Origin of the sequence: Candidatus Flexicrinis affinis, from assembly GCA_016716525.1 — a bacterium.
Taxonomy (GTDB): Bacteria; Chloroflexota; Anaerolineae; order Aggregatilineales; family Phototrophicaceae; genus Flexicrinis; species Flexicrinis affinis.
Genome location: JADJWE010000009.1, coordinates 294,777 through 317,300 on the forward strand (window position 1 = coordinate 294,777; position 22,524 = coordinate 317,300).

A 22,524-nucleotide genomic window follows, 5' to 3' on the forward strand; every position below is an offset into this window, starting at 1 on the left:
CCCGTTTCTGCGGATTGATGCCGATTACGGCATCAATCCGCGAGTAACGAGGTGCAAACGCGTCAACGCCGCAAAAGGTCTACACCGCTTGACTCTGGAACTGCAATAGAGGCCCAGCGACCTCTATTGCAAGTCAGGGAGTCCAGAGGGCGTAAGCCTTCTGGCGGGGTTTGGGGTAGGGCCCCACGCTATGACCCTTACGGCTGCCACGCAAGCGCGCTGACCACGTCCGGCAGGCCTGATTGGATCGCTTCGCCGGTGGTCAGGTCGAGCAGCGTGAGTCCGCCGGCAATCGCGCCAGTCGGCGTGTACGTCGCGTTGGTATAGACCGCCATGATTGCGCCATCGGGCGAGATCGCGCCCATGACCACGTTGACCGACGTGTCTTCGCTGAGGGTCAGGATGATCGGGTCGCTGACGGTATCGTCCATCAAGTTCGCATCGAATACGAACGCCGTATACGACTCAACGGGAGGCACTAAGGCTGTGCCGACGATTCGCACCGTGCCCGGGTGAATCTCGACGGCCTTTTCGGCGAAGAGGGTGAACGGCGATACGTCGGCGAAGTCAACGACGACACGGCGGTCGTCAAACGACTCGGTGCCGTCGACGAGACTGAGCGAGAATTCGCCGGCCACCCCGCCGTTGCCGTACAGCAGCAGCTTGTCGCCGTAGAGGGGGAGGGCGCTGTTGTGGACCTGCCCTTCCAACAGCGTCAGCTCACCGGATTCGAGGTCGTAGATGCCAGTAGTCTGCCATTCCCACACGCCGACATTGACGATCAACCGGCTAATTTCGCCGTCGGCATCGCGTACAAACTTCGACGGCTCATAAATACGCACGTCCGGCATATTCGAGCCGTTGGCATCCAACGGGACATCCTTCAGGAGTTGAGTCGCCTCGCGGGCGGCCAGATCGTACAGCCAAACACCGTCGTTGGCATATGCGATCGAGTTGTCGTCCGGGTCGAACAGCGGGCTGCTGAAGAACTGGATATCGGTCACGGGGGCCAGCGCCTCGGCCTCTTCGGTGTGAATAGGCTGGAGCCACAACTGGTCGCCTGCCACGTACGCGATGGCGAGTCCATCGTGAGACGCGCCGAAGGCCCGCACGTTGCGTTCCGAGGACGTGACCTGCCGCGGCTCGTCCTCGCCGCCGAGCAGGTAGTGATAGACCTGTGTAACGCCGTTGGTATCCGGAGCGAGATAGTACAGGTTCCGGGTCACCGGGCCCATGTCTTGCGCGCTGGCCACTACTCCGGCCAGAAGCGAGATGAGTGCTGCCGTCAGCACACGAAGGTAATGCAGTGCGTGGGTCATGTTGGGTGATGTCCTCTCAGATTTCATGCACAACTGTCAGTCTAGGACGGCCCGCATCGTACTTCTTGACGCCTGCCTGACGCGTCATCTGCGCCGGATAGGCGTGCAGTCTTACGTGATCGACGCTTAAACGTAGGGCGAAACTGCAGTATCCGTCACAGGCACTGCGCGCGCACCGCAGTCTATCTTTAGTATATCGCCGGACCGCTCAGTTGAGCCGATCCATCAGGAGTTCGTAGGCTGCGTTGACTTTCTGCATGATCTCGGTCGCGCTGTGGTCGCCAGTTGCGTCCGGGTGGTACTTGCGCGCCATCACATAGTACGCCTGCCGGACGGTCTCGCGGTCGTCACCGGGCGAACAGCCGAGCAGTGCGAACGCGGCATCCATCTCGCTCATCGGCTGATCGCCGCGCAGCACGTCCTCGGCGGTAAACTGCGGCGGCGCGAACGTCGCCACACGCCACGTACCTTCGAGTCCGGGCAGGGTGACCGTGACCTCCTCCGTCTTGAGATACCCGGCGCGCACGGTGTAGCCCCACTCGGTCATGCGCCGTCGTCCCTCGCCGTGCAGAAACACGGAGAACAGGTAGACCTCACGGTCGATGATCTCGTAGGCGTACACGCGGTCGCCGTTAAGCGCGATGAACCCCTCCATCCAGTCCTCCATGCGGAAGACCTTGCCGTGTTCGGGCACCATCATCGCCGCCCACAGCATGAACAGGCTGTAGATCCCGGCCCGCGTGTTGGCTTCGACGATCTTCTTTATCTCGTACAGCGGGATGCTGCTGTCGATCAACTGCGCGCTGACCTGCCGGCCGTCGTGCAGTTCGAAAAGGATGATGTCGCCGCCGTCGTGAAGGACGCGTTTCATCACGCCGCTGTCGCGCAGGCGGTGGAGCAGGAACTCGCCCGCGTAGTAGGACTCCGCCCGCATGTTTGCCATGCGTTAACGCTCCCAGATCTGCGGCTTGCCGTCGATCCACAGCACGAGGTTGCCGCCGTCGATGCTGTACTCGACCTCGCCGATGTCGCCGTCGTCATAAGCGAGATGCAGCACCTTGCCGCGCGTCGTCCAGCGGCCGCGGCTGTCGCGGCCGGCGGACTGATAACCGCGTTCCGCCGCTTTGGTTGCCGAAACACCGGCACCGCTGTGCAGGTTCGTATAGTCCGCGCTGACGGCGCTCGTGACGAAAAAGCGCCCGTCCGGCAGGAACACCCTCGTCACCGAAGTCGACGCACTGAACCCACCGCTGCTGTAGAACTCGCCGCGCGAGAAAGCGCCGATGACGCGCGGATCGTACTGCCCGTCACCGGGCAAAGGCGCGCTCGTGCCTTGCGTGCCACCGGAGTCCTCCCCGGTCTTTTGCGGGCTGGTGCGCTCGATCTCTTTCGCCAGCGCCTTGAGTCCCTTCAGTGCCAGCGCCCCGCCGACAACCGCGCCAGTCGTGATCCACTTGCCCCAATCGATGCCGGGCTTGGCTTCGGGTTGAGGGACATTAGGCTCGGACCTCGTAGACGGCTCTGCGGTGGGTGGTGTCGAATCGGCCGGCTCGACGGTCTGGGGTGGGGGCGGGACATGCAGCATCAAGGGAGCGACGGGCCCAGTGACGGCTGGATCAGCCGGACCTTTGTAGCGCAGGTATCCGCCGCCCATGCGGGTCAGCGTCCGCGCGTCGTCGATGACGGCGTAGCTCTCGCTGTTTGGCACGTTTATCGAGGGGCGCTGCGTCCACGTCAGTTCAATGGTCGGGCCCCAGTTGACGGCGTACGTGCCGATGGTCAGCATGCGTTGTTCGCCGCTGGCCGGGTCGACGGCGTGCAGGTCGCACGTCAGGTCGGGGCGCAGCGTAATGATGCGCGGCGCGGCCTTGCTGTCAGGATCGTACCGGTAGATGCCATTGAGCGCGTTGATCTTCTCGGGCACGGGGTAGGCCTCCTCCCTTAACGCAGACAATTACCGCATCATGCGTACCGATGTTATACTCGCACGAAAGAGTGTAGACCAGCGATAGTATCCGCGCCGAATGGGAATCTGCTAATGGTCGCCTTCAACGCGCATGAACGCCCCGCTCACAATGCCGCGGAGCTGCCGGTTACGCCGCCTCCCCGGCTAATTGGCCGCGAATCCGAACTCCAACAGATTTACCCGCCGCTGCGCGAATCGCGGGCGGTGTTCCTGCATGGGCCGGACGGTGTCGGCAAGTCGGCCGTCGCCGCGATGTTGGCTGCGGCGTTTGCCAAGCAGCCCGGCGGCTCGCTGTGGCTGTACGTCGATGACGACACAACGCTCGAGAGCCTGATCGTGCGGGTTGGCCGCGCGTACGACGTCGCTGAGGTCGCGTTGTCCGACAACCCGCTGGGGATGGTCGGGGCGGTCGCGGCGCTGCTCCAGCAGCACAAACCGCTGATCGTGCTCGACGGCCCGCTCGAGACCAGCATCGCCGCCAAGTTCGTGACGCGCTGTGCCGACCGCGTGCCTGTGCTGTTGATCGAGCGCGAGACGCAGAATGGCCCGTGGGTGACAGTGCCGATCGCGCCGCTGACGCCCGACGCCGCCGTCGAGCTGTTCAAGCAAGAGGCCAACATTGCCAAGAACGCGCCGAACGCCGCCGACGCCGACCTGCGCGCGCTGGTCAAGGCGTTGGGTCATTTGCCGTTTGCCATTTGCGTCGCGGCCCGCACGATGCTGGCCGGAAAGATGTCGCCGTCGGATTTCCTCAACCGCGTGCGGCAGGTCGCGCCGTCGGTCAATAACGACCCGGCGCGCATCGCACTTGCGCTCAGCTTTGCCGCGCTCAACAACAACCCGCTGCAAGGCGTGCTGTTGATGATGGGTGCGATTCCCTCCGGCGCAGGCACTGCCGACCTGCTGGGCATGATCAGCGGAGCGCCCGCCGCGTCGATCAATCAGGCGGTGCAGATGTTGGCCGGGCTTCGGCTTGTCGACCGCAGCACGCGCGGCGATCAGGTCTATTTCCGCCAGCACGCGCTCACACACAAGTTCTGCGAGGAACGCTTGCGGTCGTCGGCCCGGCTTGACGGCCTACAAGAGAAGTCGCGCGAGAAGCTGGTCGAATATGCGCAGGCCAACAAAGACGCAAGCCAAGCCAGCCGCCTCGCCGCCGAAATGGAGAATTTCGTCGCGCTAGCCCGCCACGCTCAGCGCACAGGCGACCGCGACACCAATACCAAGCTCGTGATCGCGCTATCGCAGGCGGGTACGTTTGTCAACGACCACGGCTTCGTGTATGAACTGGTGCAAATTCGCGGGGCTGGCAGCGCGCCGTTCCCGGCGTATCAGGATGCCGAACCTGCCGCACCCAGCGGGCTGTTCGCGAGCCTGACCGCCGCGCCGGTCGAGGAGTTCGCGCCGGAGGAACTCGAAGCTGCTGCCCGCGGCGACGTCGATGACGAGGACGACGAGGAGTTCGACGACGAAGACGAGGCTGAGGAGGTTGTCGCGCCAGCGTCGCTGGCGACTGCCGCCCCGCCCGAGCTGGACGAGGAGTACTTGATCGACGACGACGAAGAGGAAGCCGATTCCGGCCCGGTGCCAGTTGCGCAGTCGCCGGAGGACTTCCTGTCGTCGATGGCCTCAGCCCCGCCAACCATCGCAGAGCCGCGTACGTCGGCGATGTTCGGCGATGAAGATCTGGACGACGAGATCGAGGACAGCGAGCCTGTTGTCGAGGAAGAACCGGCCACCGTCGAGGAGAAGATTGCCACGCTGCGGTCCCAGTTAGGGCAGGCGCGGCAGGATGGAGACATGGCGCGGCAGGTTACACTGCTGCGACAGCTCGGGCATTGGGAGGTCGAGGAAGGGCTGCTGATCGAAGCGATCGCCACCTACAATCAGGCTCTGGCCGTCTACGAGCAGCGCGACGATCAGAAGGGCCAGCTTGAAACGCTCGAAATTCTGTCGGCATTGATGGAAAAGACCGAGAACGCGCAGGCTTCGGTGCTGATGGCCCAGCGTGGTGTCGCGATTGCCGAAGCCATGGGTGACGAGGAAACACGCTTGCAGCTTCTGCTCACGCTGGGCGATGCGCGCCAGCAGTTGGGCGAGAGCGCCGAGGCCGCGAGGTCGTATGGTCAGGCCCTGCAGATCGCGCGCACGACCGACGACTCCACGCACGAGGCGATCATCCTGCAAAAACTCGGCACGGCGCAGCTTGACAGCGGCGACCCGGATCGTGCGATCGACAGTTGGGAGCAGGCACTGGCGCTGTTCAAGGCGCAGGAACGCCGCGCCGACGAGGGCCGCGTCAAGGGTGCGCTCGGCCAGGCCTACGGCGAGCTTCAGCGCTGGCCGGAAGCGATCAACTTCCATAAGTCGGCGCTGTATATCGCGCGTGAGCTCGGGGACAAGGCCGAAGAGGCTGTCCAGCTTTCCGACCTCGGCTACACATGCTTACAGGCCGAGCAGTTGGGCGAGGCGATGATGCACTACCGTCAAGCCCTGCATCTGGCCTTCGAATATGGCAACCGCGCCGATATCGTCGCGGCGCTGGTCGATCTGGCACGTCTGATGCTGCGCAGTCCGACGCACCTCAAGATCACCGAGCAGTTGGTCGCCGACGGCTTGCAGCTCGACCCGAGCGACAAAGACCTGCGCAGCCTCAAAGATCGGATCGCCGGGGAGATTCTCGCGGCGCAGAATAGAGGCGTGCAGTTCAAGCAGGTGGCGGGGACGGCGCGCCAATTCGCGGCACAGGGCTATCGCAAGTTCGCCGGAGCGTAGGCTAGAGGCTGCCGGATACCGCGATCTTTGTGCGGACAATAAGACAGTTCAGCGAGTTTGAACAAACGCCGGCATTTTCCGCGTGGACGGGAGACGTCCTTCGGGCACAATGTACGGAATCGTCCGACTCAATACGTGAAATTTGCCACTAACCCTACTCACCTCCTACCCCTATGCTAGAATCGCTCGTGCAGTGCATGACGATTAGGGGGATACCCACCTATGCTGAAGAAACAACACCTGAAGAGCAAGCCGGTGTGCAAGGTCACCTTTTACACCCCGGCACAGATCGAAGCGGATACCGTCCATCTCGTGGGCGACTTCAACGGTTGGAGCGAGACCGACACCGAAATGAAGAAGCTGAAGGACGGCCGCTTCTCCGTTTTGCTGGAGCTGGACGCTGGTAAGGAATATCAGTTCCGCTACCTGATCAACGGCAAGGATTGGCACAACGACTGGGAAGCCGACAAGTACGTTCCCAATCCGTTCAGCGGCGACAACTCGGTGGTCACCACCTAGTCGATCGGTCGCAGCATCAGATCGAAGACGCCGCGTTTCGGGCAACCCGGGGCGCGGCGTTCGATTCCCCGTCTGCGCCATCGGGGCGCTGGGTGCGGGGAAGCGAATTCCTGCCGTGGTTTTGGGGCGGCGCCGCAGGTGGCTACTCGTCGTTGAAGCTGTCGGGGAACAGATCGATCGCGTCGGCGAGGATGTCGCTCATCAGCACAGCGCCTTCGTTAGGCAGCTTCAGTCCCTGAATGTAGCGCTCGGTGATCGCGATGCTGCTGTGGCGCAGCAGGCGGCTGATGGTGTCGATCGGCACTTTGGCTTGATGCAGCGCGCCCGCCACCGACCGGCGCAGGTCATGCGGGGCGACTGGACCGAGGTCGGCATAGCGCGCCGACTCCTCGACAATCAGCAGCACGCCTTCCGGGGTAAGGCCGCCCTTGCTGACACGTCCGCCTTTCCACACCCGCCGGATCAACGGCGAGTCGGGGAAGGCACCGCGTGTTGCCGGCAGGCAGTGTTTGCGCCATGTCTCCAGCGCCTTGACGACCTGTCGCGGGACATCGACCGAGGCGACCTTGCGCCCCTTGCCGTGGACGCGCAGCACCACGCGGTTGTTCTGCACGCTGAGATCGCCCCAGCGGGCGACGGCCAGTTCTTCGCGGCGAAGCGCCATCGTGCACAACATCGACATCACGGCGAAATTGCGCGCCGCTTGCGACTCGTGGGTGGCGATCTGCGTCGATGCCCACATCAGCGCCTTCAGTTCAGACGGCGACAGCCAGCGCCCGGTACGCTGGCCGGACTCGGCTCTCGGCGGGCGCACGCGGCTGAGAGCAGCGGCCTGTACCTCGGGAAGCCAACCAGCCTCCGCCAGCAGGTCGCCCAGCGTGACCAGCGCGGCGCGCGCCTGATTGATCCCCTGTTTGCTGTGATTGCGGCGTGCAAGCACGCCCAGCCATGCGCGTACGCCGCTGGGCGTGAGGGCATCGAGCATCATGGGCAACGGAAGCTGAGTCATCCGTTCGGCGCGTGACTCCATATCCTTGCTTTCCGGCCAACCTGCGTTGTCGACAAGGAACGTCTCGACCCAGCGGAAGTACGCCCGTTCGGTGTGCCTGCTGCTGGCACGACCCGGCAGCACCGCGGCGAAATTGAAGGTCAGGTCGCGGCGGTCGGTCGAAAGGGCGCTGCGGTTCGGGTCGCGGGGGAGCATGGTCAGGCGTCGTGGCTGTCTGGTGACTGCGCAAGATCAGCGATCATTTTCAGCACGGTTGACTTCAGTTCTGGAATGTCTGTCTTGAGCGTTTCCAGCACAAGGGCATCGCTTGTTCGATGATAGTAGTGCACGGCGCGGTCGCGAAAGCGAGCAATCTGGGCCCATTCGATATCTGAATAGGCATTTGTGAGATCTTTGGGAAGGCCTTTGACCGCTTCACCAATGATAATCAGGTTGTAGAGAACCGCATCTCTTGCGCTTGGGGAAGCCCTTAGCTCGTCAAGGGACAGCGCTGAATGCGGCTCAATCCTGTTGATGTGGTCAACGATATCGTTCAAGCGGTCAAGAGCGGTCCTCACAACGCAACAGCCTCCGACAAAATCTGCGCGCGCGCGGCTTCTTCGAGGCCGTCGTCGGATGCGATATCGACATGCACGCCCAAAAGATTCTCGATCGCGATCTCTAGTCCCATCATGTCGTAGACCGTCGCTCCGGGGAGAAAGGTGACGAGCAAATCGACATCGCTGCCTACGGTATCTTGATTTCGAGACACCGACCCGAAGACGCGCACATTCTCTGCACGGAACTTGGCCGCTATTGATTGGATCTCGTCCCGTCGTGCATGAAGCAGGTCACGAATCGGTATCTTCCGGGTTGCAGTGTCTGACATTTCTCCATCCTCGCTATCTACCGCCCCGCCAGCAGATCCAGCATGTCTATCTGCGTCAGGATGCCGACCGGCTTGCGGTCGTCGCCGTCGCCAGTGGCTTCGGTCACCAGCGCGATCTTGGTCGAGGTGAACACGCTCATCACGCTTTCGACCGGCGTCGTCGGACTAAGCGTGACGACCTGCGTGTCGATCACGCCGGCATCGCGGATCGGCTGACGGGCCGCGTCCGCGCTCGATTCGCGCAGCAGGAAATTGAGCAGGCCGACCTCGGTCACGAGCCCGACCAACTGCCGGCGCTCGCCCACGACGGGAAGCTGCGAGACGTCGGCGCGCTTGAGCTTGGCGACCACATCGCCGACCGGGTCGCTGTCCTGCGCGGTGACCAACTCGGCGCTGGGCTTGCGCGACAGGACGCTGGCAACCGTCACATCCGCCCACTCGCTGTCGAGGAAGCGATTCTCGCGCATCCAGTTGTCGTCGAAGACCTTCGACAGGTAACGGGATCCGCTGTCGGGCAGCAGCGCGACCACCAGCTTGTCCGGCCCAAGGTCGCGGTCGGCCGCATAGCGCAGCGCCCCGGCCACCACGGCGCCGCTGCTCACGCCGCCGAAGATACCTTCCTCGCGCACGAGCCGGCGCGTCATCAGCATCGTCTCTTTGTCGCTGACCCGCACCATGTCGTCGATCACCGTGAAATCGTAGTTCGACGGGATGAAGTCCTCGCCGATGCCTTCCGTTTTGTAGACGTGGGCCTCGGTCATCTTGCCGGTATAGAAGTAGTCGTACAGGATCGAGCCGATCGGGTCGACGCCGACGACCTGCACCTTCGGGTTCATCTGCTTGAGATAGCGCGCTACACCGGTGATCGTGCCGCCCGTGCCCATACCGCACACGAACACGTCGATCTTGCCGGCCGTCTGCCGCCAAATCTCGGGGCCGGTCGTGTCATAGTGAGTCTGGGGATTGACCGGGTTGTGATACTGGTTGGCAAGGATGCTGTTGGGCGTGTCCTCGTGGATCTGGCGGGCGACGCTGTAGTAGCTGCGCGGGTCGTCCGGCTCGACGTTCGTCGGTGTGACGACGACGCGCGCGCCGTAGGCCCGCAGCACGCGAATCTTCTCCTCGCTCATCTTGTCGGGCATGACGAAGATACACCGGTAGCCCTTGAGCGTCGCGGCAATCGCCAAGCCGACGCCGGTGTTGCCGCTGGTCGCCTCGACCACCGTGCCGCCGGGCTTGAGCAGTCCCTTCTGTTCGGCGTCTTCGATAATTGTCACCCCGATGCGGTCTTTGACCGATCCGCCGGGGTTGAAGTACTCGACTTTGGCCACCATCTGGCAGCGCAGGCCGCGCGCAAGCCGGTTCAAACGGACGAGCGGTGTGTTGCCCATCACGCCGAGGACGTTGTCATAGATTTCCGGCTCGGCGGGCACGTCCGGAGTGTGCGGGCGTACTGTCGGTTGGGGCAGGGTCATCGCGTCAAGCTCCGGATTAGGGGGTCGGGGTTTGCCCGTATTCTACCATGATCGGCCTGCGGCACGTCGAGGAGGCGCGGTTGTGACGCGTGCGTTTTGGATTGCTGGCGGATGCCTCGCGCCACAGCGCTTTAGCCTGCGGGGACCTCGGCCAGCGCCCCCATGAGCTGCGCCATCAGGCCCATGCCGAACTGCGAGATCACCCGATACGGATCGCGCTGTAGGCCTTCTCCGGCTTTATTGACCTGTGCAACGCCCCCAAGGAACCCGTCTGGAGTCAGATAGGCGTGCAGCGCGTCGAGTGTCTCGGACGCAGCAGCGCGGGCGTCTCCAGAAAGCCATCCATGCCGTGCGGCAATCGCCAGTGCCGCGGCGATTCCGGCCGAGCCGGACGTATCGACCGGCGTGTCAGGTTCGCCCAGGAATGTCGGCCACAGCGCGCCGGTGCGATGCCGCAGCGCCCATTCGCCAAGGCGCTGCACATCGCGGAGCAGGTCTTCGGGCGGGTCGGGAAGCACGGCCAGCGTGCGCGTCAATCCCAACAGCGACCACGCGACGCCACGGCACCAGTTAACGAAGGTACGCGAGCCGTCGGGCAGGATGCGCAGCGCGTGACTCTCGCCGTCGAACAGCGCGCGCCGCAGCCGAAGCTGCGCCAGCGCCATCGCCGTCCACTCCGGTTCGCCGCGTTGCTGGCCAATGACCGCCAGCGGATAGGCGACGGTATAGCTGCCTTCGGCCGAGAGCATGTCGGGGTCTTGGATCGCGCCGCCCTGCTGTTCCCACAGCGACCGCCAGAACCCCAGTGCGCTGTGAATCGCCGGATGATCGGGCATCACGCCGGCCATGACGGCGAACGGCAGTGTGCACTCGATGCCGTAAATGTCGCCGGCGCGCGGCCTGCTCCAGTCGTCCTCGTAGTCGAGACGTCCCTCGGCGTCGAAGAACATCGCCATGTGCGCACGGATCGCCGCATCGGCGCGGCTGGTGCTCAGCAGGCCGCACTCGGCCAGATCGCGCAGACCGACCAGCACGCAGCCCTCCTGCCAACCAAAGAACTGCAGCGAATCGAGCGAGGCGAGGCGGTCGATGAACGCGCTGGAAGCGGGCGAATCAACGGGGCCGAGCAGATGTGGCATCAACGCGTGACTTAGGCCGTGATTGCCGTCCGGGTTGTGCAGCAGCCATAGCGGCGTCGAGCCGCCGTCGAGATGCAGCGTGACGCCATGACGTGCGGCAGCGGCGGCGTTCTCGGCGCTCAACAGCAGTTCGAACGGCTGAAAAATGTGCGCGTAGCGAATGTCGAGCAGGCCGAGCGTTCGGCCCGAGTCGACTAGCTTCACCGTTATGCGGCGGGCGTCGCGCTCGTCGATCGCTACGGCGACACGCAAGCGCGCTGGCCACGGTGCAGGCGGGTTGTCCCAAAGGAGTGCTACGGGTACGTCGTGGCTCAGCGGAAATGCCGCCCATCCGCGCGTCAGCCGCCGCTCGGGCGGGATGGGCAAGTCAGCGAAGCCCGTAGCGTGTGCGAGTGCGTAGTGTGGCGGCGTCATCGGCGCGGCCATCTACTTGAGGCCGGAGCGAGTCAGTCCCTCGACGAACTGGCGCTGCAGCACGATGAACACCAGCAGCACCGGCACCATCATGATGATTGCGGCCGCCAGCGCCTGATTGTATTGGCTTGAATACTCGCTGAAGAACATCGACAGTCCCAACGGAAGCGTGCGCAGCGCGTCCCGCGTCACCACGACCAGCGGCCACACGTAGCTGTCCCAACTGGCGAGGAAGGCGAAGATCACCACGGCGGAAATCGACGCGCGGCTCATAGGTACCACCACGCGCAGCAGGATTGACAGCTCCGAGGCCCCGTCGAGACGGGCCGCCTCGATGTAATCGTCGGGGATGCTTTTCATGTGCTGGCGCATCAGGAAGATGCTGAACGCGTTGACGGCCTGCGGCAAGATCAACCCCTGATAGCTGTCGAGCCAGCCGAGGTCGCGCACCACCAGATACAGCGGCACGAGGATGACCTGCACCGGCAGCATCATCGTGCTGAGGATGGCGACGAACGCGATGTTCCGCCCGAAGTAGCGGTACTTGGCGAGGCTGAAGCCGGCGAGGCACGAGATGACCACCGTGAGCGCCACCGACGCCAGCGCGGCGATGATGCTGTTGAGGAAGTACGTGCCGAACGGCCTCTCCTGAAAGGGCAGGATGAAGTTTTCCCAGAGTGGATTCTCGGGGATCCAGTTCATCGGCACGGCGAAGACCTCGGTGTTCGGCTTGAGCGCCGATGTCGCGGCCCACGCCAGCGGGAACAGGATCAGAAACGCGCCGAAACCGAGTATGCCGTAGATGATGGCGTGCTGCGTGAAGTGGATGACGCGAGGTGACGTGAGCATCGGCCTACTCCTGCGTCCTGAAGAACCACATCTGGACGACGGTGAACGACAGCGCGAGCAAGAACAGGATGACCGACATGGCCGCCGCACGTCCCATGCGCAGGAAGATCCAGCCCGTCTCGTAGATGAGCACCGACAGGACGCGCGTCGCGTCGCCGGGGCCGCCGCCGGTCATGATCCAGATGACGTCGAAGTGCCGCAGTGCGTTGATGATCGACACGACGACCACGAACAGCGTTGTCGGCCGCAGCAGTGGAAACGTGATGAAGCGGAACAACTGCCAGTTGTTGGCGCCGTCAAGTCGGGCCGCTTCGTAGTATTCGTTCGGGATGTTTTGCAGGCCAGCCAGATAGATCACGCCGTAGTAGCCGGTTGCGCGCCAGACGGCGAGGATGATGACCGCCAACAGGGCGTGCTGGTTGGAGTTCAACCACGGGATCGTCTGATTGATGAACGGCGCGAGCAGTACCGTGTTGATCGGCCCGAAGGGGTGATAAAGCAGCGACCAGATGATCGCCAGCACCACCAGCGGCATGACGATCGGCGCGAAGAACACCGTGCGGAAAAACGTGCGCAGGCGGATATTCTGGTTGAGCATCAGCGCGAGGATCATCGACAGCACCCAGATCGGCACGCTGATGCCGAAGGCGTAGATAATGGTGGTGCCGAGCGACTCCACGAACTCCCGCGAGCCGAACAGGAATTCGTAATTACCAAACCCGATCCACCGCGGGGGTGAGAGCAGATTGTAATTGTAGAAACTCAGCCGGACGGCGTTGGCCATCGGGTAGAACGCAAACAGCGTGAAGTAGATCAGCGCGGGCAGCACGAAGAAGAAGCCCGTGAACCCGAGCCGTCGGCCATACGTCAGCCACGGAATGTGCTCGAACCATGCGCGCCGGTGAACGCTGGACTCAACTGCGGCCATAGAAAGATGCTACTCCTGACAAAACAAGCACGCGGGAGCAGGCCGTTCGCGCATGGCCTGCCCCCGCGCGGGTCTATCTACAACCTGCAGGCATTAGCCGGCAAGCGCGGCGTTGATTTCTTCGCACGCGTTGTCGAGCGTCTCCTGTGCGTCGAGATTGTTCAGGATCGCATCTTGCACGTACTGGTGGATGATCGTGCCGATTTCGCCCTGACGCGGGTGGATCAAGCGCGGGCGGCCGTACTGCATCTGGTCGATGAACACGTCAAGGCCCGGGAACTCAGGCACGGACGGATCGTCGGTCCAGCCAACGCGCGGGAGGATGTAGCCAGCGGTCGGAAGCCAGCGCGCGCCTTGCTGCGAGGCATAGTCGACGAAGTCCCACGCAATGTCCGTGTGCTCGGACGCGGCATTGACCGTCCACACCCACGACGACAGCATGACGACGTTGCGCTCGGCGTCGGTCATCTGCGGCAGCGGGATCAGGCGCAGATCGTCACCCACCGGCGTCAGCTGCGGGACGGCCCACGGGCCGAGGATCCACATGCCGATTCGCTCCTGATAGAAGTCGATCATCGCGTCCTGTGCAGTCGACAGGTTGATTCCCGGCGCACCGGCGCCGTACTTGTAGTACATGTCCTGCATCGTCTGCAAAGCCGCAACGCCCGCTGGCTCGTTCAGCGCGCAGGCATCGCCCTTATCGTCTTCAGTCAAGATCGAGCCGCCACCCTGATAGACCAACGGCGAGAACAGCAGCATCGTCCAGCCCGGCGTCACCAGATTCCACGCGAAGCCCTGGCGCTCGAACACACCGTTGTTCACCTGAGCAATCTGCGCGCCAATCTCGCCGACCTCTTCCCACGTCTTGGGATAGTCGGTTTCCGGATCGAGGCCGATCTCGCGGAACATGGCGTCGTTGATGACCATGATCCACGAGTTGTACTCGAACGGGATGCCGTACACCTGACCGTCCTCGCCCTTGAACGGGTTGAGGCTATCGGGCACGTACGCCGCTTCGAATTCTTCCTGAGTCTCGAACCCGAACGCCGCGACGTCGACTGGGGCGAGAATGCCGTTGGCGGTCAGAATGGCGTGGTTGGCGTCGTTAATGTCGAAGATATCGGGAAGCTGACCACCAGCGGCGGCGGTCAGTACGCGGTTGATGTAGTCTGCGCTGGAGATCAGTTCCAACTGAATATCGATTCCCGGATTGGCCGCTTCGTATTCCGCAATCAACTCCTCAGTGAGCGGATCGGCGGGCGGATGGCTGTGCTTCCAGAACGTGATGACGGTGGTGTCCTGCGCCATGCCGACAGCGCCGACGCTGACCAGCAGGGCGAGACTAAGTAGGACTACTAGGAGACGATGAGACGATCTGGACATCTTTTTCCCTCAATTTCTGCAATACCTCGCGGTGAGGGGTATTGTATCCATACCAAGAGAAGCCACGCAACCAACTACGGAGTCCGATTGGTCATGTCGGTTCAGATTCTTCAAGGGGGATTGATCGTCTCATGTCAGGCACGGCCGGAGGACGTGTTGACCGACGCCGGCTTTCTGGCGGACATGGCGCGCGCCGCCGAAGCGGGCGGGGCAGTCGCTATTCGCGCGAACGGTCCGCGCAACATCGAGGCAATCCGGGACGCCGTCGACATCCCGATCATCGGTATCTACAAGCAGGATTGGCGTGGCGTCGGCACGCGCATCACGCCGACGATCGACGCCGCACGGGCGATCTACGATGCCGGCGCGAGCGCGATCGCGTTCGACGCAACGCGGCGTTGGGGCGACGAGGGTCGACCCTCCCCAGCCGAGATGATCGCACGAATCCACGCCGATCTGGACGTTGTGGTGATGGCCGACATCTCGACGTTCGACGAGGGCATCGCCGCAGCAGAAGCTGGCGCCGATCTGATCGCCACCACCCTGTCAGGCTACACAGATTACAGCCCGCAGATGCACACACCGGACTACGAACTCGTGAAGCGCCTGAGCGCCGCGCTTGAGGTCCCCGTCGTTATGGAAGGCCGAATCTCGACGCCGGACGAGGCCGCGCGCGGTCTGCGCGCCGGTGCGTTTGCGGTCGTCGTCGGCTCGATGATCACGCGCCCGCGCTTCATCGTGTCACGTTACGTCGCGGCGATGCGGCCGGAAACAGACGTCGCGCCCGTCATTGCGGTCGACATCGGCGGGACCAAGATTGCCGCGGCGATCATGCTGCCGTCCGGCGACCTCGCGCACGCGACCCGCATTCCCACCGAACCCCAGCGCGGCGGTGAAGACGTCCTCGTGCGCGCTGCCGGCCTTGTCGCTGACTTACGCACGAAGGCGCCCGATGCCGCGTCGATCGGCGTGTCGACCGGCGGTGAGGTCGACTCGCTGGGGCGCGTCCGGTTCGCAACGTCGCTGTTGCCGGGGTGGACGGGCATGCGGATCACCGAGCGCATGCAAGCGCAGTTCGATCTGCTGACTGTGACCGACAACGACGGCGTATGCGCGGCGGCAGCGGAGGCGCTGCGCGGGGCGGGGCAGGGGTACGACAACGTGTTGGGCGTCGCCATTGGCACCGGCCTCGGCGCGGGCTGGATCGTGGATGGCCGGCCGATGCGCCTGCGCGACGCGGCCAGCCTGAAGCTCGGCCACATGCCGGTCGATCCGGAAGGGCTGCCGTGCACGTGCGGCCTGCGCGGGTGCCTCGAGACGCGTGTGTCCGGGCCGGCTCTTGCACTGGCATACGCCGAACGCGCCGGTGTCGATCCGATGACTGTCACCGGCCAGACCGTGCAGGCCGCGGCGGAATCCGGAGATCCGGCGGCGCTAGCGGCCATCGGGGCGATGGCACGTTGGCTGGCAATCGGCCTGGCGTCGGCGGTCGACCTGCTGCGCCCAAACGTGATCGTGATCGGTGGCAGCGTCGCCGGGCTGGGCGATCTCCTGTTTGGGCCGCTGCGGTCCGCATTTGCCGAGCGGGTCTATCCGTCGCTCACCGACACGTTGATCGTATCGGCGCGCTACGGTGGCGAGGCTGGGCTGGTGGGGGCGGGCCTCATGGCCCAACAGCTCCAGCGGCAGGGACCGTCGCATTAGGTTCACCCGGCGGATCGGTGTCAATCGTCAGCTCGACGACGGTCCCGCGACCGGGCATCGCGTCGATTTTGAGGTGTCCGCCGACCAACGCGGCGCGTTCATGCATGCCCATCAAGCCGAAATGCCCCGAACTGGTCAGGGTCACCAGTTCTGCCGGCGGTGTGAATCCGACACCATCATCGGCGATGCGCAGGACCGCGTGTCCGTTCTGGGCGCCGAACTCGATTTCGACGGCGCGCGCGTTGGCATGGCGCTGTACGTTGTTGAGGGCTTCTTGCGCAATGCGATACACCGCAAGCTCTTGGTCGGGCTTCAGCTTGGGCGGCGAGCCGGGGAGCGTAAACTCAGCGCCGGCGTCTCGCGCGAGCGATTCGAGGGCTGTCGACAACCCCAGTTCGGCGAGGTAATGCGGGTGCAGCGCTTGACTGAAGCGCCGCACTTCGGCAATGGCCTGCTCGATCATGCCGCGCATGTCGGCGGCGAGTGCATCCGAACTTGGATCGCCGCGTTTGAGGCTGCGCTGGATCATCTGCGCTTTGTGCCCCAGCGCGATCAACGTTTGCACGGTTTCGTCGTGAAGCTCGCGCGAGAGGCGCGCGCGTTCCTCTTCCTGCACCTGCGTCACCATGCCGACATAGTCCTGCAGCGCCGCACGCGAGTCCCGCACGCGTGAGGCCATGTCGCCCAACGCCGTGCGCAGGTCGCGGATTTCGGTGACGCCGTTGATGGGTAGGGCCGTCGCGTCGTAATCGCCTTGTCCGATACGCACTGCGCGCAGCCGCAGCTCTTGCAGCGGCCGAACGACGTAGCGAACGCCGAGGAACAGCACCAGCAGCGAGACGATCACGGCCACGGCGAGAATAAGCGGCGTGATCTGGTCGAACCGGAGCAGCGGAGCGGTCAGCATGTGCCACGAGTCTTCGAGCACGAGCTGCCAACCGGTTTCCGGAATGGTCGCGCGGGTAATCAGGACATCGTGGCCGGTATCGGGGCTGACCGCTGTCATGTGATGGTGGCCTCCGCCGTTCGCCGCCGGCATCATCGAATCGTGATGCGGGATCGTCGTCTCGTCGCCGAAGAGCAGTCGCCCCTGAGCGTCGTACAGCGACACAGCACCGTCCTCGTCGTCGTCCTTCGCGCCAAACACCGTGTCGAGCGCCAGCGCGCCGACCGGCACCGCAAATGGCGGGATTTGCTCGGCGTTGGCGTATCGCTGAACCTGCGCGCTGATCAGCGCGGCATAGGCCCGGATCAGCCGGCCGTTTTCCTCAATGGCAAGCGCCCGCATCGACTGCTCGTGGCTCGAGATGCCGCTGTAGGAAAACAGCAGCAGCAGAATCGTCAGCGGCAGCAGCGTCCACAACAGGACTTGAACGCGCAGACCGCCGACATCGAACCGCCGCCGGACGGACGTCACGACTTGTTCTCCGGCAGGGAGATGAGGTGAAGTTGAAGCGCTTTGGTCACGGCTTCGGTGCGGCTGTTGACGTTGAGCTTGGCATAGATGCTGGCGAGGTGACCCTGCACCGTGCGGTCGCTGATCGACAGCCGGAAGCCGATCGCGCGGTTGGTCATGCCGGCGGCGGCATATTCCAGCACTTCGTGTTCGCGATCGGTCAAGTGTTCGGCATTGTCTGCACTGTGCGGATCGCCGCGGCGGGCCAGCTTTTGCGCAAGCGCAGCAGGGATCACCGACCGCCCCGCGTGGATAGCGCGTACCGTGTCAACGATGTCGTCGGCCTCGGATGTCTTGAGCACGTACCCGCTTGCGCCCGCCTGCAGCGCCGCAATGACGAACGGGTCGTCGTCGTAGGCGGAGAGGATCAGGACGCGGGTGGGCAGATCCTGCGTCCGCAGCCATGCCGTTACCTCGATTCCGGTGGCATGAGGCATCCGCACGTCGAGGATTGCGACGTCCGGGCGCAGATCGCGAATCAACGCCTTGACCGCCTCGCCATCACCCGCCTCGGCAAGCACTTCGATGTCGGAGTCGTCTTCGAGAAACTGACGAATCCCCTTTCGGACCACAGCGTGATCGTCTGCAAGCACAACACGGATCCGCGTCATTGGACATCCCCCGGGAAATCCACACCAAACGAGGCGGGACGAGGCATGCACCTCGGTTCCCGCCTCTCATTGTACCGACTTGTTTGCGACTCTTGTGCGAGGTCTACGAGCTCTTGAGCGCTGCGATCAATTCCTCATACCGCGCAATCTCCGCGGACTGCGCATCGATGATCGCCTGCGCAAGGTCGCGCAGTTCGGCATGGCCGGTATCCCCGCGCGCGAGCAGTCGCTCGGACATGTGGATCGCGTCGTCGTGATGGTCGATCATCGACTCCAGCCACGCAATCTCGTACTCCACGCCGGTGAGCCGGTTGAAGCCTGCGAACATGCCCATCATCATGGCCGGATCGGTATGCGGCGCGGTAGTGGCGGCGCCACCATGGCCACCGTGCCCGCCATGACCCATGCTCGGTATGGCCGTGGGTTGCGCGCCGTGCCCGCCATGGCCCATACCGCCCATGCTCCCGCCCATCATATCCATGCCCATGCCGCCGCCGTGCATCATGCCCATCATCGCCATCATGCCGCGCATCTGATTCATCATGTCGCGCATCTCGCCCGGCATGTCCATCTGCATCATGCTGTCCATCATTCCCATCATGGGCGCCATCATGCCTGCGATGTCGCCGCCGCCGTGCAGACCACCCATATCGGCCATCGACATCGGCGTGTAGTCGACGTTGTACCACTCCAACAGCCACGCCTGCATCTGCTCGATTTCGGGCTGCTGCGCCGCGATCACCGCTTCACACTCGGCACGCAGTTCCGCGGAAATCTCGCGCGCCACGCAGTCGGCGGCCATGTCCAGCGCCATCTGATGATGATCAATCATGCCTTCCATAAAGCGAAGCTCGGAGCGCCCGAGGCGGTCAGCCACCGGGCCGTGGCCGAATACGACCGGCGCAGCCAACGCCACCGCTACCACGACCAAGACACTTACCAACACAACCCGCAGTCTCATGTCACAACTCCTGCTGAACACAGAACAGTACGCCGGGGCGTCGCCGCTCCGGCACTGTGATTCAGTATGCGGTCGGCGACACGGCACTTTCATCCGCCGAACGACGCATCCACCCCCGCCATTTGGCGGGTATTTGCATGTGGTCTTGAAAGATCGATTTGCATCGATGCGTCGTTGATAGCGAGGGAGTCAACACCAATTCAGCACAGTCAGCGATCATTCGACCCACCGGGAGGGCGAACGCCATGAACACGTCAAAGCCGCACAACGAACACACGCAAGGGGGCCACCAAGCCCACGACCACCACACGAAACATGAGCACGCGCACCACGCGGAAGATCACAGCCACCATGGGCACGACCACGCCGCGATGCAGCACGGCGGCGAGCATGCAGCGCACAGCAGCAAGACTCACGACGCCGGGCACGGCGCCCACGAACACGGCGGACATGGCGGCGGAATGCACGAAGGCCACATCACGATGATGCGCAACCGCTTCTTCGTGACCCTGCCGCTGACGCTGCTGGTCGTCCTTTACTCGCCGATGGTGCAGGGGTGGCTCGGGTTCACAATGCCGGACTTCCCCGGCAGTTCGTGGATCGCACCTGTGATCGGCACGATCATCTTCGTCTACGGTGGCCTGCCGTTCCTGTCGATGGCGCGCGGCGAGCTGGCGTCGCGCCAGCCCGGCATGATGACGCTGATCTCGGTTGCCATCACGACCGCGTACGTCTACAGCATGGGCATCTTCCTGTTCCCGGCGCACGACGCCGCCGGCATGACGATGGACTTCTTCTGGGAGTTGGCGACGCTCATCACCGTCATGCTGCTGGGCCACTGGATCGAGCTGCGCAGCGTCGGGCAGGCGCAAGGCGCACTCAAAGAACTGGCCAAGCTGCTGCCCGACACCGCCGAGCGCATCCTGCCATCCGGCCAGACCGAGACCGTCGCGGTATCGGAACTGCGCGAAGGCGACCGCGTCTTGATCCGCCCCGGTGCAAGCATTCCGGCCGATGGCGTCGTGGCGGAAGGGCAAAGCAATGTCAACGAGTCGATGCTGACCGGCGAGAGCAAGCCGGTGACGAAAGCCGCGGGTGACGCCGTGATCGGCGGGTCGGTCAACGGATCGGGAGCGCTGCGTGTCGAGATCCAGAAGGTCGGTGAAGGCACGGCGTTGGCCGGTATCATGCGGCTGGTCGAGGACGCCCAGAAGAGCCAGTCGCGTGCCCAGACACTGGCCCAGCGCGCGGCCTTCTATCTCACCATCATCGCCATCAGCGCAGGGATCATCACGCTGGTCGCCTGGCTCATCACCACCGGGAGCCTCGCCGACGCGGTACGCAGTACCGTCACGGTGCTGGTGATCGCATGCCCTCACGCGCTCGGACTGGCCGTGCCGTTGGTCGTCTCGATCTCGACTACGCTCTCAGCGCGTAACGGTCTGCTCGTGCGGCAGCGCGTGGCGCTCGAAAAGGCGCGCGAGCTGGATGTCGTCGTGTTCGATAAGACCGGCACGCTGACCAAAGGCGAGCAAGGTGTCGTCGGCTTTGCAGTCGACGGTATAGAGGAGGACACGGCGCTTCGGATTGCGGCCGGGCTCGAGCGCGACAGCGAGCACATGATCGCGCAGGCAATTCGTGCCTACGCTGAAGGCCGCGGCATCGAGCCTGCGGCAGTCACCGGCTTTGACGCCTTGGCGGGACGCGGCGTGCGCGCCGAGGTGGACGGTTCGACGTACTTCATCGGCGGCCCGCGCTTGCTTGAGGAGGTGGGTCTCGATGCGCCCGCGGCTCTTGCCGAAGACGGGCGCAAGGCCGAGGACGCTGGCCAATCACTGATATACTTCGCATCGGAAGAACGCGTTCTTGCGCTGTTTGCGATCGCCGACGTGATCCGCGAAGAAAGCCGGCAGGCGGTACGCGCGCTGCACGAACTTGGCGTCGAGGTCGCCATGCTGACCGGCGACAGCCAAGCAGTCGCGGACTCGGTGGCGCGCGAGCTGGATATCGACACGGTGCTGGCACAGGTGCTGCCCGATCAGAAGGCGAACCGCGTAAGCGAGCTTAAACGCGGCGGGCGGACGGTGGCGATGGTCGGCGACGGTGTTAACGACGCGCCGGCGCTGGCGACAGCCGATGTCGGTATCGCGATCGGCGCAGGCACCGACGTCGCGATCGAAAGTGCGGGTATCATCCTTGTGCGCTCCAACCCGCTCGATATCGTGCGCATTGTGCGCCTGAGCCGAGCCACCTACCGCAAGATGGTGCAAAACCTGTGGTGGGCGGCCGGGTACAACATCGTGGCGATCCCGCTGGCGATGGGCATCCTTGCGCCGTTCGGGATCACCCTCGACCCGGCGGTGGGGGCGGTGTTCATGTCGCTGAGCACGATCGTCGTCGCGTTCAATGCACAGCTCTTGCGCCGCCTCGACCTGAAGTCGGCCTAAGCAGCGAAAAGACAGGCAGCCCGTCCCGCGTGATGCTGGTCACGCAGGGTGGGCTGCGCTTCATTACGGGACTGTCTTGTCGCCAACCGTCTAGCCCTTAGAGGCCGTTTGAAAAGCAGGGGGGACCGGACAAAGCCGGAGTGGGAGAGAGCACATTCCGACGGCGAATTGGCGACGCCCTGCGCAGCGCCGATATGCGCGGTTGCTGAATGCCATCATCTACACTGAGAACCAGCTTCAGTGGAGAATGCTGCCGGGAGTTTACCGCCCAAAGGCACGGTCCACCACAATTCAACAGCTGGCGCCAGAATGGCACCGGGGAGCGGAGGGGGCGACCCGCAGTGGCTGTCATCCGCCTGGCCAGTGGCGTGATCCTGGACAGCCAATCGGTGAAAACCGGCGAAAAAGGGGAAGAGGCGCTGGTGTTGGTGAGACAGATGCAGACCGATGCGGCTAAGCACCTGTTGATGCAGAACATCACTCGCTTTCCACGGCTGAAGGCAGACGGAGGTCGGAGCCAGTTTGTCACCTGGGCGAACAGGTCTGCGGCATGACGGTCGACCGTCCGGACACGGGACCGCTTGCGCGGCGCTGGGCGGTGGAACGAACGTTCAGGCTCGGCGAACCGCCGTCTCAGTGAAGCGATGCTCTATGTCTCCAGCATCCGCCTCATGCCGCCGCCTTGCCTCACCCTGACCTTT

19 protein-coding genes are annotated in these 22,524 nt (G+C 63.8%); 5 read left to right on the plus strand and 14 right to left on the minus strand.

The window, feature by feature from the left end; translation table 11 throughout:
- Window positions 1-197: 197 nt before the first annotated feature.
- From IPM16_20550 to IPM16_20560, 3 genes are all read right to left on the minus strand, one after another.
- Window positions 198-1,319, minus strand: coding sequence for a hypothetical protein (locus IPM16_20550; GenBank protein MBK9125495.1), 1,122 nt, complete (start codon window positions 1,317-1,319; stop codon window positions 198-200).
- A 208-nt stretch (window positions 1,320-1,527) separates the two neighbouring features.
- Entirely contained in the window at window positions 1,528-2,262 is a 735-nt protein-coding gene (locus IPM16_20555) for a J domain-containing protein (GenBank protein ID MBK9125496.1), read from the minus strand.
- A gap of 3 nt (window positions 2,263-2,265) precedes the next feature.
- Window positions 2,266-3,243, minus strand: coding sequence for a hypothetical protein (locus IPM16_20560; protein ID MBK9125497.1), 978 nt, complete (start codon window positions 3,241-3,243; stop codon window positions 2,266-2,268).
- Window positions 3,244-3,357: 114 nt separating this feature from the next.
- Between IPM16_20560 and IPM16_20565 the strand changes: the two genes are divergently transcribed.
- Together IPM16_20565 and IPM16_20570 are read left to right on the plus strand one after the other, a co-directional pair.
- Window positions 3,358-6,060 carry a tetratricopeptide repeat protein gene (locus tag IPM16_20565; protein ID MBK9125498.1) on the plus strand — a complete coding sequence of 901 codons (2,703 nt, stop codon included), beginning with the start codon at window positions 3,358-3,360 and terminating at the stop codon, window positions 6,058-6,060.
- A 222-nt stretch (window positions 6,061-6,282) separates the two neighbouring features.
- Window positions 6,283-6,579, plus strand: coding sequence for an isoamylase early set domain-containing protein (locus IPM16_20570; protein ID MBK9125499.1), 297 nt, complete (start codon window positions 6,283-6,285; stop codon window positions 6,577-6,579).
- Window positions 6,580-6,721: 142 nt separating this feature from the next.
- Here the strand turns inward: IPM16_20570 and IPM16_20575 are convergent, their stop codons facing one another.
- The 8 genes from IPM16_20575 to IPM16_20610 all read right to left on the minus strand — a co-directional run bounded on the left by IPM16_20575 (window position 6,722) and on the right by IPM16_20610 (window position 14,644).
- On the minus strand, window positions 6,722-7,783 hold the full coding sequence (locus IPM16_20575; GenBank protein MBK9125500.1) for a tyrosine-type recombinase/integrase: 1,062 nt from the start codon (window positions 7,781-7,783) through the stop codon (window positions 6,722-6,724).
- A gap of 2 nt (window positions 7,784-7,785) precedes the next feature.
- Entirely contained in the window at window positions 7,786-8,124 is a 339-nt protein-coding gene (locus IPM16_20580; protein MBK9125501.1) for a DUF86 domain-containing protein, read from the minus strand.
- A gap of 17 nt (window positions 8,125-8,141) precedes the next feature.
- Window positions 8,142-8,456: a nucleotidyltransferase domain-containing protein gene (locus tag IPM16_20585; protein ID MBK9125502.1), complete on the minus strand. Its 315-nt coding sequence runs from the start codon at window positions 8,454-8,456 to the stop codon at window positions 8,142-8,144.
- Between the two features lie 17 nt (window positions 8,457-8,473).
- Window positions 8,474-9,931, minus strand: coding sequence for a cystathionine beta-synthase (locus tag IPM16_20590; protein ID MBK9125503.1), 1,458 nt, complete (start codon window positions 9,929-9,931; stop codon window positions 8,474-8,476).
- Window positions 9,932-10,062: 131 nt separating this feature from the next.
- Window positions 10,063-11,484: a glycoside hydrolase family 88 protein gene (locus IPM16_20595; protein ID MBK9125504.1), complete on the minus strand. Its 1,422-nt coding sequence runs from the start codon at window positions 11,482-11,484 to the stop codon at window positions 10,063-10,065.
- A gap of 12 nt (window positions 11,485-11,496) precedes the next feature.
- Window positions 11,497-12,333, minus strand: a complete 837-nt coding sequence (locus IPM16_20600) for a carbohydrate ABC transporter permease (protein MBK9125505.1) — start codon at window positions 12,331-12,333, stop codon at window positions 11,497-11,499.
- A gap of 4 nt (window positions 12,334-12,337) precedes the next feature.
- On the minus strand, window positions 12,338-13,261 hold the full coding sequence (locus IPM16_20605; protein ID MBK9125506.1) for a sugar ABC transporter permease: 924 nt from the start codon (window positions 13,259-13,261) through the stop codon (window positions 12,338-12,340).
- Between the two features lie 93 nt (window positions 13,262-13,354).
- The gene (locus IPM16_20610) at window positions 13,355-14,644 is read right to left on the minus strand and encodes a sugar ABC transporter substrate-binding protein (protein ID MBK9125507.1); all 1,290 of its coding nucleotides are present in this window, start codon (window positions 14,642-14,644) and stop codon (window positions 13,355-13,357) included.
- Between the two features lie 93 nt (window positions 14,645-14,737).
- Between IPM16_20610 and IPM16_20615 the strand changes: the two genes are divergently transcribed.
- The gene (locus tag IPM16_20615; protein ID MBK9125508.1) at window positions 14,738-16,348 is read left to right on the plus strand and encodes a putative N-acetylmannosamine-6-phosphate 2-epimerase; all 1,611 of its coding nucleotides are present in this window, start codon (window positions 14,738-14,740) and stop codon (window positions 16,346-16,348) included.
- Here the strand turns inward: IPM16_20615 and IPM16_20620 are convergent.
- The 3 genes from IPM16_20620 to IPM16_20630 all read right to left on the minus strand — a co-directional run bounded on the left by IPM16_20620 (window position 16,308) and on the right by IPM16_20630 (window position 19,376).
- Window positions 16,308-17,765, minus strand: a complete 1,458-nt coding sequence (locus tag IPM16_20620; GenBank protein MBK9125509.1) for a sensor histidine kinase — start codon at window positions 17,763-17,765, stop codon at window positions 16,308-16,310. The genes IPM16_20615 and IPM16_20620 overlap by 41 nt on opposite strands.
- Entirely contained in the window at window positions 17,762-18,415 is a 654-nt protein-coding gene (locus IPM16_20625) for a response regulator transcription factor (protein ID MBK9125510.1), read from the minus strand. The genes IPM16_20620 and IPM16_20625 overlap by 4 nt, the downstream gene beginning before the upstream one ends.
- Window positions 18,416-18,518: 103 nt before the next feature.
- Window positions 18,519-19,376: a DUF305 domain-containing protein gene (locus IPM16_20630; GenBank protein ID MBK9125511.1), complete on the minus strand. Its 858-nt coding sequence runs from the start codon at window positions 19,374-19,376 to the stop codon at window positions 18,519-18,521.
- 245 nt (window positions 19,377-19,621) lie between these two features.
- On the opposite strand from IPM16_20630, the gene IPM16_20635 reads away from it, so the two are divergent.
- On the plus strand, window positions 19,622-21,823 hold the full coding sequence (locus tag IPM16_20635) for a copper-translocating P-type ATPase (GenBank protein MBK9125512.1): 2,202 nt from the start codon (window positions 19,622-19,624) through the stop codon (window positions 21,821-21,823).
- Window positions 21,824-22,164: 341 nt separating this feature from the next.
- Window positions 22,165-22,377, plus strand: a complete 213-nt coding sequence (locus tag IPM16_20640; protein ID MBK9125513.1) for a hypothetical protein — start codon at window positions 22,165-22,167, stop codon at window positions 22,375-22,377.
- Window positions 22,378-22,524 lie beyond the last annotated feature (147 nt).

Coding starts and splice junctions, on each gene's coding strand:
- IPM16_20550 (MBK9125495.1), bottom strand. CDS start 1,319: ATGACCCACGCACTGCATTACCTTCGTGTGCTGACGGCAGCACTCATC.
- IPM16_20555 (MBK9125496.1), bottom strand. CDS start 2,262: ATGGCAAACATGCGGGCGGAGTCCTACTACGCGGGCGAGTTCCTGCTC.
- IPM16_20565 (MBK9125498.1), top strand. CDS start 3,358: ATGGTCGCCTTCAACGCGCATGAACGCCCCGCTCACAATGCCGCGGAG.
- IPM16_20570 (MBK9125499.1), top strand. CDS start 6,283: ATGCTGAAGAAACAACACCTGAAGAGCAAGCCGGTGTGCAAGGTCACC.
- IPM16_20575 (MBK9125500.1), bottom strand. CDS start 7,783: ATGCTCCCCCGCGACCCGAACCGCAGCGCCCTTTCGACCGACCGCCGC.
- IPM16_20585 (MBK9125502.1), bottom strand. CDS start 8,456: ATGTCAGACACTGCAACCCGGAAGATACCGATTCGTGACCTGCTTCAT.
- IPM16_20590 (MBK9125503.1), bottom strand. CDS start 9,931: ATGACCCTGCCCCAACCGACAGTACGCCCGCACACTCCGGACGTGCCC.
- IPM16_20595 (MBK9125504.1), bottom strand. CDS start 11,484: ATGACGCCGCCACACTACGCACTCGCACACGCTACGGGCTTCGCTGAC.
- IPM16_20600 (MBK9125505.1), bottom strand. CDS start 12,333: ATGCTCACGTCACCTCGCGTCATCCACTTCACGCAGCACGCCATCATC.
- IPM16_20605 (MBK9125506.1), bottom strand. CDS start 13,261: ATGGCCGCAGTTGAGTCCAGCGTTCACCGGCGCGCATGGTTCGAGCAC.
- IPM16_20610 (MBK9125507.1), bottom strand. CDS start 14,644: ATGTCCAGATCGTCTCATCGTCTCCTAGTAGTCCTACTTAGTCTCGCC.
- IPM16_20615 (MBK9125508.1), top strand. CDS start 14,738: ATGTCGGTTCAGATTCTTCAAGGGGGATTGATCGTCTCATGTCAGGCA.
- IPM16_20625 (MBK9125510.1), bottom strand. CDS start 18,415: ATGACGCGGATCCGTGTTGTGCTTGCAGACGATCACGCTGTGGTCCGA.
- IPM16_20630 (MBK9125511.1), bottom strand. CDS start 19,376: ATGAGACTGCGGGTTGTGTTGGTAAGTGTCTTGGTCGTGGTAGCGGTG.
- IPM16_20635 (MBK9125512.1), top strand. CDS start 19,622: ATGAACACGTCAAAGCCGCACAACGAACACACGCAAGGGGGCCACCAA.